The organism is Kribbella sp. NBC_00889 (genome assembly GCF_045207705.1).
GTDB lineage: Bacteria > Actinomycetota > Actinomycetes > Propionibacteriales > Kribbellaceae > Kribbella.
This window is the reverse complement of record NZ_CP108783.1, coordinates 5,053,652-5,068,255: the sequence shown is the minus strand read 5'-3', so window position 1 is coordinate 5,068,255 and position 14,604 is coordinate 5,053,652. Positions and strand designations below refer to the sequence as shown.

General features: G+C 66.1%; 15 protein-coding genes and 1 pseudogene. 7 read left to right on the top strand and 9 right to left on the bottom strand.

The window, feature by feature from the left end; translation table 11 throughout:
* Nucleotides 1–26: 26 nt before the first annotated feature.
* From OG817_RS24615 to OG817_RS24600, 4 genes are all read right to left on the bottom strand, one after another.
* Complete coding sequence (locus OG817_RS24615; RefSeq protein WP_406046988.1) at nt 27–449, bottom strand: helix-turn-helix domain-containing protein; 423 nt, start codon at nt 447–449, stop codon at nt 27–29.
* Nucleotides 446–961: an SOS response-associated peptidase gene (locus tag OG817_RS24610; protein ID WP_406057490.1), complete on the bottom strand. Its 516-nt coding sequence runs from the start codon at nt 959–961 to the stop codon at nt 446–448. Before OG817_RS24610 ends, OG817_RS24615 begins: the two co-directional genes overlap by 4 nt.
* A 51-nt stretch (nt 962–1,012) precedes the next feature.
* Nucleotides 1,013–1,150 (bottom strand): hypothetical protein, encoded by a 138-nt coding sequence (locus OG817_RS24605; protein ID WP_406046987.1) that lies wholly within the window; start codon nt 1,148–1,150, stop codon nt 1,013–1,015.
* A 404-nt stretch (nt 1,151–1,554) separates the two neighbouring features.
* Complete coding sequence (locus OG817_RS24600; protein WP_406046986.1) at nt 1,555–2,505, bottom strand: LLM class flavin-dependent oxidoreductase; 951 nt, start codon at nt 2,503–2,505, stop codon at nt 1,555–1,557.
* Nucleotides 2,506–2,584: 79 nt separating this feature from the next.
* Between OG817_RS24600 and OG817_RS24595 the strand changes: the two genes are divergently transcribed.
* On the top strand, nt 2,585–3,004 hold the full coding sequence (locus OG817_RS24595) for a hypothetical protein (protein WP_406046985.1): 420 nt from the start codon (nt 2,585–2,587) through the stop codon (nt 3,002–3,004).
* Between the two features lie 92 nt (nt 3,005–3,096).
* On the opposite strand, the pseudogene OG817_RS24590 reads toward OG817_RS24595, so the two are convergent.
* A pseudogene (locus tag OG817_RS24590) lies at nt 3,097–4,311 on the bottom strand (integrase core domain-containing protein); the annotation flags it as partial.
* A 203-nt stretch (nt 4,312–4,514) separates the two neighbouring features.
* On the opposite strand from OG817_RS24590, the gene OG817_RS24585 reads away from it, so the two are divergent.
* Nucleotides 4,515–4,895: a hypothetical protein gene (locus OG817_RS24585; protein WP_406046984.1), complete on the top strand. Its 381-nt coding sequence runs from the start codon at nt 4,515–4,517 to the stop codon at nt 4,893–4,895.
* 369 nt (nt 4,896–5,264) lie between these two features.
* Here OG817_RS24585 and OG817_RS24580 read toward each other — a convergent pair whose 3' ends face one another.
* Nucleotides 5,265–6,167: a hypothetical protein gene (locus OG817_RS24580; protein ID WP_406046983.1), complete on the bottom strand. Its 903-nt coding sequence runs from the start codon at nt 6,165–6,167 to the stop codon at nt 5,265–5,267.
* A gap of 279 nt (nt 6,168–6,446) precedes the next feature.
* Between OG817_RS24580 and OG817_RS24575 the strand changes: the two genes are divergently transcribed.
* Nucleotides 6,447–7,172 (top strand): hypothetical protein, encoded by a 726-nt coding sequence (locus OG817_RS24575; protein ID WP_406046982.1) that lies wholly within the window; start codon nt 6,447–6,449, stop codon nt 7,170–7,172.
* Between the two features lie 228 nt (nt 7,173–7,400).
* Here the strand turns inward: OG817_RS24575 and OG817_RS24570 are convergent, their stop codons facing one another.
* Together OG817_RS24570 and OG817_RS24565 are read right to left on the bottom strand one after the other, a co-directional pair.
* Complete coding sequence (locus OG817_RS24570; protein WP_406046981.1) at nt 7,401–7,685, bottom strand: hypothetical protein; 285 nt, start codon at nt 7,683–7,685, stop codon at nt 7,401–7,403.
* Nucleotides 7,686–9,162: 1,477 nt separating this feature from the next.
* On the bottom strand, nt 9,163–10,041 hold the full coding sequence (locus OG817_RS24565; RefSeq protein WP_406046980.1) for an alpha/beta fold hydrolase: 879 nt from the start codon (nt 10,039–10,041) through the stop codon (nt 9,163–9,165).
* 409 nt (nt 10,042–10,450) lie between these two features.
* On the opposite strand from OG817_RS24565, the gene OG817_RS24560 reads away from it, so the two are divergent.
* The 3 genes from OG817_RS24560 (at nt 10,451) to OG817_RS24550 (ending at nt 13,371) form a co-directional block, all read left to right on the top strand.
* Nucleotides 10,451–10,771, top strand: a complete 321-nt coding sequence (locus OG817_RS24560; protein WP_406046979.1) for an Lsr2 family protein — start codon at nt 10,451–10,453, stop codon at nt 10,769–10,771.
* A gap of 505 nt (nt 10,772–11,276) precedes the next feature.
* Nucleotides 11,277–12,053, top strand: a complete 777-nt coding sequence (locus tag OG817_RS24555; protein WP_406046978.1) for an alpha/beta fold hydrolase — start codon at nt 11,277–11,279, stop codon at nt 12,051–12,053.
* Nucleotides 12,054–12,312: 259 nt separating this feature from the next.
* A complete protein-coding gene (locus tag OG817_RS24550) occupies nt 12,313–13,371 on the top strand; it encodes a hypothetical protein (protein ID WP_406046977.1) in 1,059 nt (352 codons plus the stop codon).
* Between the two features lie 46 nt (nt 13,372–13,417).
* Here OG817_RS24550 and OG817_RS24545 read toward each other — a convergent pair whose 3' ends face one another.
* Nucleotides 13,418–13,642 (bottom strand): SOS response-associated peptidase family protein, encoded by a 225-nt coding sequence (locus OG817_RS24545; protein WP_406046976.1) that lies wholly within the window; start codon nt 13,640–13,642, stop codon nt 13,418–13,420.
* A gap of 492 nt (nt 13,643–14,134) precedes the next feature.
* Here OG817_RS24545 and OG817_RS24540 point away from each other — a divergent pair, with 492 nt between their 5' ends.
* Nucleotides 14,135–14,302, top strand: coding sequence for a hypothetical protein (locus tag OG817_RS24540; RefSeq protein ID WP_406046975.1), 168 nt, complete (start codon nt 14,135–14,137; stop codon nt 14,300–14,302).
* The last annotated feature ends 302 nt before the right edge of the window (nt 14,303–14,604 follow it).

Genomic DNA, 14,604 nt, shown 5'->3' with positions numbered 1-14,604 from the left:
CACGGAATCCGGTCGGACCTGGCTAATCACAAAAGAGTCGAGACGCTGCGACCCAGAACCCTGGCCGCGGCGGCGGCGGTTAGTTGCCCGGCACGATCGTCGGGCTGTGGATGAGATTCGGCGTACCGTTCCACGTCACGCCGGAACACCGGAAACGTCGCGTTGGACGAAGAGCGCACTTCACCGGCGGCGATCAGATCTCGGACCGCCGTCCTCGACCGACCGATGATGCCGGCTGCCTCACCGATCGAGATCGCTGCACCGCGATCAGCCAGGGCCTCGAGCGCTGCTCGGTGATACCTGCGGTATCCGGACCCACGCTGGAGCAGGCCCCGACGCGCCATTCGGTGAACCGTGCTCTCACTTACGCCGAGAACGCGGGCGGCTTCCTGCGCCGAGACCCACTCGTCCGCTCGGAGGTCATAGGCAAGGCCGTCCTGTGTCGTCAAGACGCCGGAAGTGGGTCGAGAAGGTGCGGGCCGTTGTTGCGACGGACGTCGTTGACCGCGGTGGACACGGCGTAGATCTCCAGGCCCGTCGGCGGCCTCATCAGCGCCTTGACGTCGTCGGGGTCCTTGACCGTGGGATCGAGCCACTGCTCCCACTCGTCGGCACCGATCGCCATCGGCGTTCGGTCGTGAATGCGCCCGATCTCATCCGTCGCGGTGGTGGTCAGGATCGTGTACGACCACAGCAACGCGGCAGGATCGTCCTCGGCCAGGGACTTGCCCTTCCACACCTCGTACAGGCCGGCCAGAGCGAGTGAGGACCCGTCGGTGGGCCGGAACGCGAAGGGCTGCTTGAGTGGCTTCTTGGTCTTCTCGCTGATCTTGTCGGTCTCGAACCATTCGTAGAAGGCGTCGACCGGGATCAGGCAGCGCCGCGACTTGAAGGCTGCCTTGTAGGCGGGCTTTTCGTCGACCGTTTCGGACCGCGCGTTGACCATCCGAGTTGACTGCACCAAGTCTCTATTCTCTGGCGGGTTGCCTGGCGATCTGGAGGTCTTGGCTTGTTAGACGAGCTTCGGCAGGAATTGCTGCATGGGCGGATCGATGTACCGCGCGTTGGAGAGGTCGTTGCGGTCGCAGGACGGTTCCCGCCGTTCGTAGTCGTCGATGCCGGCGGAGCCGAGATCGAGGCTGCGGTTCAATATCTGAGGGACCTGGTGCTCGGTGATGTGAGTCCGTTGACGTGTCGTAGCTACGGCTTCGATCTGCTGCGGTGGTTCCGGCTGTTGTGGGTTCTCGGCGTGGACTGGGATCGGGCGAAGTAGTAGCGGTGTCCGGGCCGCGCCTGCGACGTGTCGCATGTATGCGGTGGGCGCGGCCGTCAGGCAGCGGCTCGCTGAGCAGCAACGGGTGAGCGTGCTTAGTCGCGCGCCCTGTGTCGCCCGCCCTGCCGGACTGATCGACTAGAACATAGGTTCCCTTGAGCTCAGGACCTTGGATTGCGCGGTGACCTGCGGGTCTGCGTCCTGGACGATGTCGACGACGCAGGCGGCGCCGGACCGGGAGATGACCTGATCATGCCTCCGGAAACCGACGGTGGCCCAGATCACAACGGCGTCGTGTCGAGCGCCTGGAGATCGGGGATCAGGGCGGCGATCCGTTCGAGCTGATCGTGCTGCGAGCGGAGATCCAGAGCAGCCAAGCGGATGACGAGATGCCGGGCGCCGGCGGCGACGTAGCGGCCGAGGCCGTCGAGGATCTGCTCGGCGGAGCCGCTGACGACAGCCTGGATCTTCTCGAGTTCCGCCAGCGGCATTCCGTAGTTGGCGCGGGCGTAGTCGTCGAGCGATCCACGAGGGCTTTCGCCAACCCGGACCGACACGAACAGGGCCGGGGTGATTTGCTCGGCCAGACGCCCGGAGTCGGCCGCCGCCTTCCGCACGCTCAGCAGGCCGGAGGCGTAGTCGGACGGGGCGGGCGGGTACGGCAGCCACCCGTCGTACAGTCGGCCGGTGCGGTCGAGCGCGGCCGGGGTCGCGCCGCCGAGCCAAATCGGCGGGCCGTCAGCCCGATATGGCCGGGTCGCCGCCGGCAGGTCGTCGTACCGAAGGATCTCGCCATGGAACGACGTGGCGCCGGCCCACAACGCCCGCCACAGCGCAACGGTCTCGTCCAGCCGCGCGAACCGGTGCGCCCACGGGACCTCGGACAGCGTGTAGAACGGTCGCCCGAAGCGGCCGGGGAACCCGGCACCGACCGCCACCGCAAGCCGGCCGCCGGACAGCAGGTCGATCGAAGCCAGCGACTGCGCGACCTGGACCGGGCGGCGCAGGAACGGCAGCAGCGCGCCGGTCCCCAGCGTCACGCGCTCGGTGGCGGGCGCGAGCGCGGCCAGCATGGTCAGGGCCTCGATCCGCGGGCTGATCAGGGAGTCGTTGACGAAGAGCGAGGAGAAGCCCGACCGCTCGGCCTCGATGCCGAAGGCAACCAAGTCGCGGGGGTCGCCGTCCGCGCCCCACTGGGCTTTTCCGGTCGGGAGAAGTACGCCGATGTCCATGCCCCCGAGGCTCCAGTGCTGCGACACTGACCTCAATTCCCCCGGAGGAATATCGTGACTGAGATCACTTCGGAGTCAGATGTCCATCCGGCGCCGGCGTCCGTTCGACGATGCGGCCTACGAGCTGAAGGGCCGCGAGCAGGAGGAAGCGACGGCGCTGCTGCTGGGCCGCGTCAGCTACCAGGCGTTCTCGCCCGTGTGGCCGACGACAACCACGGGCCCCGGCTGCAACGCGATGCCGAAGTACGTCGTCTCGACCACGTTGCAGGACGAGGGCCTGGTGGCGAACAGGGGCGAGACCACCATCCTGCGTTCGCTCGACGACCGAATGTTCGGCGTCCACCATGGTCCACGAAACCTCGCCGTCTGGAAGGACGACTCGCTGCACAACTCGACTCACAACCGCCTCGGAGCGTCGACAACACTCCAGATAACGACACGCCGTCACAACCGCTGCGCACCAAGTAGCCGCGTCAGCTACATCAAGGACATCGTGTGATGTCTCAGGACATGGGTGACAGTTCTGCATCAGGACATCGGTGACAGTTGGTGTGTCAGGACATCGGTGACGGTTCAGGGGTCTTGGCGTGGGCCGCGGGGGCGGCCGTTGCCGACGTAGGTCACTCCTGGTGCGGGTCTGGTGTGCTCGATGAGGATCTCGCCTTCCAGGTCGGTGACGGTGATCTTGTCGCCGGGCTTGTTGCCGGTGCTGATGACGAGGACCTGCTGGAAGCCGCGTCGCCCGTCGACCAGGTATTGGACCTTGTCCAGGTAGAACATGCCGGCGGGAGTCAGCTTCTTGACGACGGTGTCGTCGGGCAGGTCAGCGGGCGCCGGTGCGAGAGGCGGCCGGGGCCGGCTGGCGGGACGGTGGGAGCGACGGGGAAGGTTGTGTGTGGGACGTGGCGGCTCGGCCTTCGCGGTGGCTTCCCAGGCGGCCTGGGGCGTGACGCGTCCGGGCAGGCCCTGGTGGGGGCGCTGGGTGTTGTAGATGTGGTCGAAGGCCTCGACCTGGGCCTGCAGTTCGTCGAGCGTCTCGGCGAGCGCTTGTTTGTCGAGGTAACGGAACAGGGTCTGGTGGAAGCGTTCGTTCTTGCCCTGGGTCGTCGGCTTGTAGGGCTTGCCGGTGATCGGCTCGACCCCCAGTGCCATCAGGTGTACGACGAATTGACCCAGGAGCCCACGGCGCGACGGATTGAGCGCGGATCCGTTGTCGGACAGCAGCCGCTGAGGCACGCCGTGGGCGGCCACGGCCTTGTCGAACACGGCGATCGCCGCGGCAGATGTCTCGCCCCACGCGACGTGGGAAGCGACCGCATAGCGGGAGTGGTCGTCGATGAGCTGGAGGATCACACACCTACGCCCACCGGTGAGCACGTACTCGGTGCCGTCGAGCTGCCAGCAGGCGTTCGGAGCTGGATAGACGAACCGGCGCCAGGCCGAGCGTGGCTTCTTCCGCGGTTCGAACCGCGCCACACCGGCCTGCCGGAAGATCCGGGCCAGTGACGCGACCGAGGGCACCACCTCCAGCCCCATCGCGCGCATCTTGTCGTGCACGCTGATCGGCCCGTGGTCGAGCCCGGAGGCCTCCAACGCAGCCCGCACCTGCACCGCTTGTTCTTTGACCTCCTCGGTCAACTTCGCCGGGCTCGTCCTCGGGCGCCTGGACCTGGGCTCGAGCACGGCCGCCGGACCGTCGGCCGTCGCGCGCTTGCGCAACTCGTAGAAGGACTTGCGCGAAATGCCGTGCTCGGCGCAGAAGGTCGAGACCGCACCGCGCGGAGCATCGTCCGGCCACTGCGAGATCGCAAGGCGGACACGGGGATCGATAGGTTCATTGGCTGGCACCGCCCGAGCCTCGCGGCCGAAGTGTCACCACCAAGCCCACCAGAAATGTCACCGATGTCCTGATGCAGAACTGTCACCGATGTCCTGCGACATGACAACATCAAGGACATCGTTACGAAGGCTTAAGGGAACATAGGTTCGATTAATGGCATGATGGGGTCATGGTTGGGCGCTTCAATGTGCGACCGGGCGACGGGGACGACGGTGGCTGGATGGTGTGGGACAACGCGATGAACGGTCACCGCGGCAGATGCTCGACCGAGATCGAGGCGAACGCATTGGCAGCGGATCTGGAGTTGCGGTACACCGTTCACGGCCCGCGGGACCAGGCCAGTGTTCGGCGGGTCGACCCGCCGATTCCGGTCGACGGCTGGCAGCAGCGTGTGGGCGAGCTGGATGCCTGGATCAGCGAGGGCGGGCGGTGGCTCGGTCGCGTCCGGCACCCCGACGGCCGCGTCTCGTTCATCGATCAGAACGAGCTCCGGCCAGCAGTCGGCAGCCCGCAGGGAGCAACACCGGCGCGCCCGCCGGAGGCGCACTGATGTCGGGGCCGCTGCGCGAGTCGGTGATCACTCTTGCCGGCGGCCCGTGGGACCGGCAGGCGTTCTAGGTCTCCGAGTGGGAAGACACCCGACTCGCGGCTGTCGCGGATGGGGCGAACCGCAGTCGAGTTCTGCGGATGGCCGCTGGCGTACAGACAAGAGGCGCCGGGAAGTCACCGCTGGATGTGGGCCGCAGGCGAGAGCTGGCCACGACAGGTGCGAGCCGGCGCGGCGGCCTGACTCCACGATCGGCGGCGCGCCGGATCGGCGTCAGCGACACCGGGGCATGCAACTTCCGCCGAGCTTCATCAGCCTCGCCGTCTCGCCTCGTGTGGGCACGTTGCGGTGGCAGTCCATGGGGGAGTGCGATCAGTTGTCGAAGCTGGCGAGTCGTTGCTGGTTCGCGTCGCGGCGCCGCTGGGCGAGGGTGGCGTTTCGGGTGGCTCGGTCTCGTGCCGTCGTGAGCCGTTTCGTCTGGCGGTTGGCGTCGCGGAGTTGCTGGCGGGCGTGCTCGAGTTCTCCGTTGAGACGCTGGATGGTCGCGGTGAGGTCGGCGATCAGGTGTGCATGCGCGTCAAGGTGTGCTTCGGCGTCGGCCCGTTCGGTCTCTGCGGCGGTGTAGTCGGTCTGGGCTTCCTGCGCGCGGGACTCCAGTTCGGCGCGGCGGCGACGAAGCGTGGTGTCGACCGTGGACGGTTTCCGGACCGGTTTGGCTGCTCGCTTGGTTGGCGGCTTGGGGCGGCTGCGCACGACTCGGGGCTTGACCGGTGCGAGCTGGGCGGGTTCGCCGGTCTCGTCGACGACGCCGAACCCGACATGGCGTAGCGCGCTGGTCAGTTGCCCGGACCGCAGCAGCTGCGCGGCGCCAGGATCGACCAGGGCGGCGTCGAGGGTCTCGGTCAGTCGCTGCGCGATCTGCTCACTTACCGGGCGGCCCTGCTCCCTGGCCAGGTCGCGAGCGGTCTGGACGACTCGCTGGACCTGGCTGTGGCGCCGTGGCGTCAGCCGGCGTAGCTGTGCGCCGTCTCCGGACACGTGTGCCTGGCGCAGCTGTTCGCCGAGCTCGGTGAGGTCGTTGACGCCGTCTGGATCGGTGCGGACCAGCTGGTTGGCCAGCCAGGCTGCGAGCGTCGGCTTCCGCAAGGCTTTGATCGCCTCACCGGCCTGGACATCGCCGCCGTCTTTGGCGGTCTTCGCGGCTGCGTTGCGGAGAGCAGTGAACTGCTCGGGTGTCAGCCCGTACAGCTCGACCGCGGCCGCGTCGACGTCCATGTCTTCAACCATGCGGCGGCCAGGCGGGCCGGAGCAACGCCAGGGTCACGGCATCCGCTGACCTCGCGACTCAGATTGCCCGGTGTCAGAGTTCTCTGACGTCAGCCAGGATCGCCACATCAAGGGCATGACCTGGACGACATTGTGCGGTGCGCTCACAACAATAGGCTCCTTACCTCGTGAACTACCCGCAGCCGGTCTCACTCGACGGCGCGACGGCGACTCGCGTGTCATTCTTGCCGCGGCGGAATATGTCCGACGCCAGAAGTCCAGGAAGTGATGAGCGAGCAGCCCGACCAGCCCGATCAGCCGCCGAGCGGCTACGAGATCCGATCGAGTCACCGCTTCGACCGCGACAACCTGCCGGACGAGTTCACCGCGGACTTCCTCGACCACGTCGTCGTCCGCGATCTCCTGTGGTTGGAGAGTGACGCTGACCTGACACCGCGTCAGCGCGAGGCGTTCTCGGCCTGGAGCTCCGATCGGTACGGGGCGATCGCTAAAGCCTTCAGGCAGCAGCAGAACACGTTCAGCAAGCTGCTCGGTACACGCAAGCCGTGGTGGTCCAGCGTCGGCCTCTCGGCCCGGGACGCTCTCGGCGAGAACATCCGTAAGTCCGTAGACGGCCTGCGGGAATCGGTCACCGAGCACACCCTCGAAGTCCACGACGCGATGCACCTGACCGACTCCGCCACGGTCGAGCTGAACGGCCAGGTTGTCGTCCCCATCGACAAGCACGCCGATCAGATGCGAGCGTTCGGGCGCTTGCACGACACGTCTGACCGCATGGCGGAACTGCTGGCGCTGCCGGTCGAGCGAACCGAGCAACAGTACCGGGCCGCCCAGCGGCAGAAGACGACCAACTGGCTGCTCGCCTGCATTGCCGGCGCTTCGATGATCGGCACCTTCGCCACTGTGCAGGGTACGACCCGGATGTGGCTGGCATTGATCGCCACGTTCGTGATCATCGGGGTCCTGTACGTCGTCATGAATATCGACGACTGATCTGCTGCGTTCCCGGCGAGGCCGGAGCTGCACCAGGCGCAGCAAGTCCCAGGTCTGCGATCTACGCGCCATGCGGGGCCGGCCAGCCTACGATCTATCCAGACCGCTGACCTCCGCGCCCGCGTGCGATGCGGCGGAGGTCGCAGAACAGGCTAAGCGCAGGGCCGAGATCGAATCGCCGAGTGCCAGCGATTTGAATCAATCGCGGTCGCTCAGTTTTCGAAGGTGTCATTTTTCGAACTGAATATTGTTCAGGCTAAGTCTTCCCGTGGCAAGGAGATAGACCGACGCGGCCAACAAGAATAAACCCCAAATCGCCGCAAACAAGCGGGCATAGGTCTCCAGCAGTTCAAGAATGCGGGTCGTGAACGCTTCCCACCTTCCCTTGGCGGCCATTCGCAGCTCTGGCATTGGGTTTCCTTGCACGTCGAAGGCATCGGCCGCGCTCGCGATGTGTTGATATGAGTCCATTCTGCGAGGGCCTGCGAATAATGTTGGCACCATCTTCAACATCGCTGGCAACATAGCGGGCGGAGTCGGCTTCAATGAGTCGACGCGGGATAGGTTCCGATGCATTTGTAACGCCATTCCACGCAGAATCGAGGCGATTGGGTGAAGTGGCGCTGACACCTCCAGGCGCCTTGCTGCTTGTATGAGCAACCGAGCGATTCTGGTTAGCTGCGTACGTTGCTTTCCAAGGGGATCGGTGACGGAATTTGAGCGAACACCCTTCGCTCGCCGACTTGTCGGGTCGAGGAAGCTGTGAATGGCGCAGACCGATCCCATCGCGGGATCAGCAAGATTGATGCCGGCCAAGAGTAACCACCGAGTCGCCAAGCCGAGAGCAAGTCCACCGAGCCATAGCGAGTCGTATGCATCCGCGACCGTCCACGTGTGTGCAGAACCTGCCGGCCGAGGATGCTCATCGGCCGGTGCGCTCCCGGTCGCCAGGCTCAGCACGCCAAGGAGGGTTGAGGCATTGACGGCGAATCGCAGTTGGTGATGGCGGTATACCTTCCGCAGGAAGCCAGTGCGTCGTGTCCAACTCACATCGCCCGCCACGAATGAAATTCGAGGCAAGCCGCCCCACGTCCGTTTCCGACCTGGGGTCGATAAGTAGTGAATTGACCGAAACAGTGAAAACACGCCGAGGAGTGGGCCGAGTAGGAGTGGTAGGAGTGGAATTCCGTGGCTGTCCTCCGCCGGAAGACCGATGGTGTCTCTTGCGACGACGAATGGGATCAATGCAGCGATTGCGGCCATGAGACCGACCAAGGCCGATGCGACTGTTGCGCCTGCTAGCAGCAGTGTTGTGTCGCCTGCGATTCGCAGGCCTCGTGACCAGTTCCTGCGCCGGACGAGCCTTATGATCCGCCGCCAGCGCGCCAGAGTCCAGCGCAGACCAACGGAGTCGTTCTCGGCTGGCCTCGGTAGGATGATAATAACCTCATTCAACTGATACGTCGCTTGCGCTGAGAAGAATAGACCAATGAACGTAATAACGATCGACCCTGGAATCGAAAAGAGTATCCAAGCCACACTGACCCAGTTCATGGCATCGTTGTATCATCTCGCCCTACACCTTGAATATATTCTGGCGTGGACCGCGCATTGGCTGCGTTGCCGTGGGGGCGGCGAGGCGCGACTCACCATGACCGATGTCTGAGTGTCGGGACTTACTCGCTGATATCCACCGGTGCGCGTTGTCCAGATCACCGACCGACGCCCCACCCCGCGAGTTGAGGAGCTCAGCCAACTACCAGGGTCGCGATCGTCCGCGGCGGTGATCGGGCGCGCGGTTGTGGACCCGCAACCGCAACGACATGAGCGACCGCTTCCCCGACATCCTCGCCGCTGCTGTGCAGCAGGTGCCCGCCGGCGTGGTACTCGATGTTCTGATACCGCTGCAGATGAGTGACGGATGGCCGAGGCGCAGGTTGTGGGCGTTGAGGTGGGCGGTTGCCCCTAGCCATGACGCATCAGTGTTGTGTTACTTCCGGCTGGTCAGCCACTCGTACGCGTCGATGCGGTGGTCGTCCTCGATCGTCGTGTGGTCCTCGTCAGGGAAGCACGCCTCGATGCCGGGGACGAGCTTTGCGATCCGGTGGCCGTGCACGAGCGGCATGTGCCGGTCCCGCGCGCCGTGCCACAGCCGTACCGGCACGCGAATGCCGGCGAGGTCGAACCCCCAGGGCTCGATCAGCGACACCCAGTCGTCCCACCAGCCCTGGTCGCCGTTGCCCAGGCTCTCGCGCACGTCCGCGGCGAGGTACTCGGCCACCTCACGGCTGTGCGCCACATCCTGCTCCGCCCGGTCGCCCCAGCGCTCCAGCCAGCCCTCCGGGTCCGAGAACTTCGCAAGCATCGTCTCCGCGTCCTGCCGCCAGTTCGCCCGCGCGGTCTCCTGATCGGTGAAGTACCGCTCCAGTTCCTCGCGCGCTGCCTCCGACCAGCCCTCGGCGTAGTCGAACTCGCCGGGCGCGTACGGCGCCGGCGACGCGAACACGCAGGCCGCAACCACCCGTTCGGGCATCATCGCTGCACACGCGAGCGCGTACGGCCCGCCGCCGGAGAATCCCCACACTGCGAACCGCTCCAGCCCCAGCCGGTCCGCGACCATCCCGGTCTCCACCGCGGTGTCCGCGACCGTCCGCCCCCGTACCACCGGCCGCGACCCGTACCCCGGCCGGTCGAAGCTCACCAACCGAAGCCCGGACCCCGCCGCGACATCCGCGCCCGGGCCGAATAACAACCGTGACCCCGGCGTCCCCGGATGTACCACCACCGCCAGCCCGTTCCGCGGCCCGCTGTCCTCGACCAGGATCTCGCCGCGGTCCGTCTTAAGCACGTGCTTGCGTATCTCCACCATGGCGCAGTGGTAGCAGCGGGGGCGGGCAGGTGGCGAACGATTTCAGTGATCGCCCTTTCGTTCGCCTGTGAGAACGTGCGACCACCGAGGAAGATCGGGACTTCAAGCCTGGTCAGTACCGGGTGTTGAGCTGGGTCATGAGTTCGCGGGCGGCGACGAGTTCGTCGGTGTGTTCCTCGAGCTGGCGGCGCAGCTCGAGCCGAGTTCTGTCGTGACCGTCATGCCCCACCTGCCGCTCAAGGCTCGACGCTCGTGTTGTGACCCCGCGCAGCCTCGCGGCCGGTCACGAGTCTCTGTCCGGATCGTCTGCCGGATGCTCGGTTGGTGTCGGTCCGCGGCTGTGGTGTGTTGGTGAACGATGCTGTGCACTACCTGCACTGCTCCCGGGAGGCAACCAGTGGCTCAGAGAGTGGAGATCCTGCTCACAGATGATCTCGACGGCACCGATCTCCCTGCCGGCCGGGGAGAGACCGTGGCCTTTGCGCTCGACGGCAGCTCCTACGAGATCGACCTTGGCACCAAGAACGCCGCGGCGCTTCGAAAGGCGTTGGCTGGCTACGTCGCTGCGGCGCGACCGATCAGGAACAAGCGGGGCAGGAAGGTCACCCGCTCGACTGTCGGCGCGGATGCCCGCACCGTGAGGGAGTGGGCTCGCGCCAACGGCTACGAGGTCAACGACCGCGGGCGAGTCCCGGCCGACATCAGAGAGGCCTTCGACGCTGCCAACTGACCCGATAGCCAGCAGAAGGCGTGGCGCGATCGTTGAATCAAGGTTGGGGCACGGTCTCGCTCCTGGCGTTGACCAGCCGGTTTCTCTGTACTAGTCAAACGCGGTTGCCAGTGTGGAGTTGGGGTCGCCGTTGCGGCCATGCGTGCGCAAGAAATGGTCTCGTCGGCTGAGGTGACTATCCCTTGCCTGTTGGCAAGATCAGCGCCAGAACCTCGCGATCATTCCGGTCGAAAGAACCCGATCGCGTCGCCGGAGATGTCCCTGATCGGGGCCGGTGGGCGGACGATGGACTGCGGCCGCGACGACACGGGGTGCCCAGTAGTAGCGAGGCAGCAGCGGTTCACGACGAGAGCTTCATCGGCACCTCATTTCGCTGGCTCGGCCCGATGCGGCTCGCCCACGATGTCGGCCACGATTGTCGAGGACAATTGGTCCGGGACCGCCGAACCGAATCAGGACCGGTTCTGCGATGCTGTGCTCCGTCAAGTCCGAGGGAGGGTTGAGCATGAACGACGAGTTGGACCCGGAGACCCGGATCATCGGTTCTGCAAGCGGCGATCTTGCATGGGTTCGCCGTGGTGACCCTGGGGATCCCGCCGTGATCGGTTTGCATGGGACGCCTGGGGGACGGCACACGGCGGTTCCGCCGGCGGAGGTCCTGAGTGGCCTGCGGTTGCAGTACCTGACCTTCGACCGGCCAGGCTATGGCCTGTCGACGCGCGCGCTGGGGCGGTCGGTCGCCTCGGTCGCGGAGAATGTCCGGGCGGTCGCCGACGCGGCCGGTGTAGACAGGTTCGCGGTCATCGGCGGCTCCGGTGGTTCCGCGCATGCCCTTGCGGCGGCCGCGCTTCTGCCGGACAGGATCGTTTCAGTCACGCTCGTCGTACCGACGGCGCCGCGGGTCGGCGATCCGTCGATGGGCGACGTAGCGTGGTTCGCCGGGATGGATCCCACGATGAAGCGGATGCATCAGTTGGCTGTCGGCGACGTCGCTGGCCTTCGCGACGCAGCGAGTGCCGCGATGGGTGACGAAGGTGCGTCGACGATCGACGGATTGGTCGACGATCTGGTGTCGACACATCAGGACTGGGGCTTCGATCTGCGGAGCGTGAAAGCTCCCGTGTCGATCTGGTATGGCCGCGATGACGTCAATGCGCCCCCGGCACAGGCGGTCTGGCTGGCCGGTCAATTGCCCGATGCGCGGCTGCACCCGCAAACCGGCGACCACTCCTGGCCTGCTCAGCGGATGCCGGAGATCTTCGCGGCGGCGTACGGAGCATGACGGGTGTGCGCGCAGTTCAGTTCGACCTCGGCGCGCGACCACCTCGCCAATCCGGGGCACATCGATCCGGCCATGCAGCAGCCCTTGCTGAAGCTCGTCCAACGAACCAAGCTCTCTACATCACCAGGCGACCCGTCAGACAATAGAGACCTGGTGCAGTCAACTCGGATCCCGATCTTGGCGTCCTTGGCCCAGAACGGACCAGCCTGTTGACCGGACTACGCGACGACACGCCGCCGCACTGGTCAGGGGTTCCGTGATGCACGGGATAGACCTTGGGCCTCTGGTTCGGAGGCAACAGGTTGCCGGCGACGGCAATGCCCCGTGGCTTCTCGTTGACCGCGTCGGTCCGGCGATCTGGCTGGCGGCCGGAGATTACAGTCGGGTCATGGCGGAACTGGACGCTGAGGACTACTGGTTGGAAGGCGGCGTCGAGGCCGTCGCGAGTGGTGCCGAGAACGGCTTCCTCCAGGAGGTCGATCGGGTCATCGACCTCCTGGGCGCGGACGAGTCGTGGCTGGCGTGGTGGCGAAGGATCAGCGAGGCGCCGGCGCTGGAGATCCACATGATGGTGGTCAAGGAGGGGTACGACGGGTTTACTCGGGAACGTGTAGTCCGCGGCCGAAAGCGGCATCTGGTGGAGATGTTCATCGACTTCCATCAACTCGAGCCGCTGGAGCCTGACGAACGCAGATTGCTTGCGCTGCCGGCGGTTCTGGAGGGCCTTTCGCGTGCAGAGCAGGCTCTGAAGTTGTCGGGTGAGCACCCAGGGATACCAGCCAGCGTGCGGCCCGCCCCGCTCAGCGCGGGGACGCTCCGCCGCAGGCGTCTCCGTGAACTTCGCGGCGTGACGAATGCTCCATTGCCTCAGAATCCGTTCTTGGACAGAGGCGAACGGCAGACCGGCGCGCCGACGGTGCGCTCCGTGCTACGCCCGCAGCCTGCGAGGTTGACACCAATTCCGGCCGTCGCCTCGCAGGATCCCAGCGGGAGGCAGCTTGTCGTCGAGATCCACGTTCCGCTGAACGGTGCCGGCGGCATCCTGCCCGGCGATCCCGGGTATGAGTTCGGCTGGATCGACGACATCGAGGAGTTCCTCGCTGACGAGTCGAGCGATGGCAGCTTCGAGATCTACGACGAGAGCGAAGAGATCGGCGAGACCTACGTCTTCTTCGTCGCCGGTGCTCCCGAACAGGTCCTGCTACGCGTCGCCGCGGACGTCGCCGCACTGCCCGGCGTCCCGTCCGGTGCCTTCGCCGTGGTCACTGACGACCAGAGCGAAGAGATAGGGAACGGCCGCCGCGTCGCGCTCAGCTGAACTGGGGTCGCTTGCAGAGTCGAACGGGGCGCTGACCAGGCCGAGGTCAGCGCAAGTTCGGTAAAAACCCCCACTTGAACAGCCGCAGCTGCCGGACAGCGTCTGCGTCCCTCGGCCCGTCGGCCGGCGGCCGGGAGATCACTACCGGGGCGAGCTTGGTCGGGGCCACGTTGTAGTCCGGCCCCTTCAGTTCGTCGGCCTTGTCGTCGTCGACCTGGAACTGTTCGAGCAGGTCGGTCCGGCGGGCCGTTGACGCGTAGCGACCACACATGCGTTCTAGCCTGCCACGCCCGCAGCGGATGCACAGCCGACCGACGTTGGTCGTTGCGTGACCGCCGGATACCGGGGCTGGAGGCAACAACCAATCTTCCGGGGAGAGGAGCAGGCCATGGCGGACACCAGTTCGAGCAGCGGCCGGGAGTGGACTGACGACCAGGTGCAAGAGCTGCGGGAGCTGGCCGAGGGGAACACGCCCTCCGGTGTCATGTCGATGAAGCTCGGGCGCAGTGAGGACGCGACGGTCCAAGGCGCAGTCCGAGGGGATCAGCCTGTCGGCGCCGAATCGGTCGCCGTACGGCGACATGAGCTGAGTTCTAGGCGCAGTCTGGTGCCATGGCCGGGGTCTGGCGGTGCGGGAAGTGCGACGGGGCCAACGTTCCGGAGCATCACCGGTTCTGCCCGCACCGCGACCCTAGGCTCAAGATCCGACAGGTGAAAGTCATCGTGTGGCCGCCCTTCCGCCGATCACGGAACAGGAGCGGCGATGCCCCCGGCCAGGCGCAGGACTGAACCGAGCGACGTACGGATCCTGGCCGGTCTGGCCGGCCCGGTCGATGTCGCCCTGGCTCGATCGGTCGACCAGATCCCCGCCCCGCACGCCTTGCCCGGCGGTTCGCGCTACGAGGTGAAGTGGGACGGCTACCTTCACTGAACTTGTCAAACGAGCGAGTCGAGGGCCGCGCAGCTGATCGAGGGCCGGGAATGGTTCAGGAGTCAGCAGACGGTGAGTTCGGCCCAGTGGAGGGTCGAGGTTGTCATGGGCGGATGAGGTCCTGCGGCGTCTGGACGACGTCCTTGGTCGAGCGGAACAGGCGGGCGGCGTCCGCGATCGTCACGGTGTCGCCGCCTCCTCCAGCAGTCTCGCGGAAGCCCGTCCGGCGGAGCGTAGATACGCGACGACGTCGCCGGGTCCTCGTACTTCGGGGCGTCGGCCTTCAGCAGCTCGGCCAGCGC

Bases quoted from the DNA above. Each gene is read 5' to 3' on its own strand.
- OG817_RS24600 (WP_406046986.1), bottom strand. From the start codon at position 2,505: ATGGACATCGGCGTACTTCTCCCGACCGGAAAAGCCCAGTGGGGCGCG.
- OG817_RS24595 (WP_406046985.1), top strand. From the start codon at position 2,585: ATGTCCATCCGGCGCCGGCGTCCGTTCGACGATGCGGCCTACGAGCTG.
- OG817_RS24585 (WP_406046984.1), top strand. From the start codon at position 4,515: ATGGTTGGGCGCTTCAATGTGCGACCGGGCGACGGGGACGACGGTGGC.
- OG817_RS24580 (WP_406046983.1), bottom strand. From the start codon at position 6,167: ATGGACGTCGACGCGGCCGCGGTCGAGCTGTACGGGCTGACACCCGAG.
- OG817_RS24575 (WP_406046982.1), top strand. From the start codon at position 6,447: ATGAGCGAGCAGCCCGACCAGCCCGATCAGCCGCCGAGCGGCTACGAG.
- OG817_RS24570 (WP_406046981.1), bottom strand. From the start codon at position 7,685: ATGTTGAAGATGGTGCCAACATTATTCGCAGGCCCTCGCAGAATGGAC.
- OG817_RS24565 (WP_406046980.1), bottom strand. From the start codon at position 10,041: ATGGTGGAGATACGCAAGCACGTGCTTAAGACGGACCGCGGCGAGATC.
- OG817_RS24555 (WP_406046978.1), top strand. From the start codon at position 11,277: ATGAACGACGAGTTGGACCCGGAGACCCGGATCATCGGTTCTGCAAGC.
- OG817_RS24550 (WP_406046977.1), top strand. From the start codon at position 12,313: ATGCACGGGATAGACCTTGGGCCTCTGGTTCGGAGGCAACAGGTTGCC.
- OG817_RS24545 (WP_406046976.1), bottom strand. From the start codon at position 13,642: ATGTGTGGTCGCTACGCGTCAACGGCCCGCCGGACCGACCTGCTCGAA.
- OG817_RS24540 (WP_406046975.1), top strand. From the start codon at position 14,135: ATGCCCCCGGCCAGGCGCAGGACTGAACCGAGCGACGTACGGATCCTG.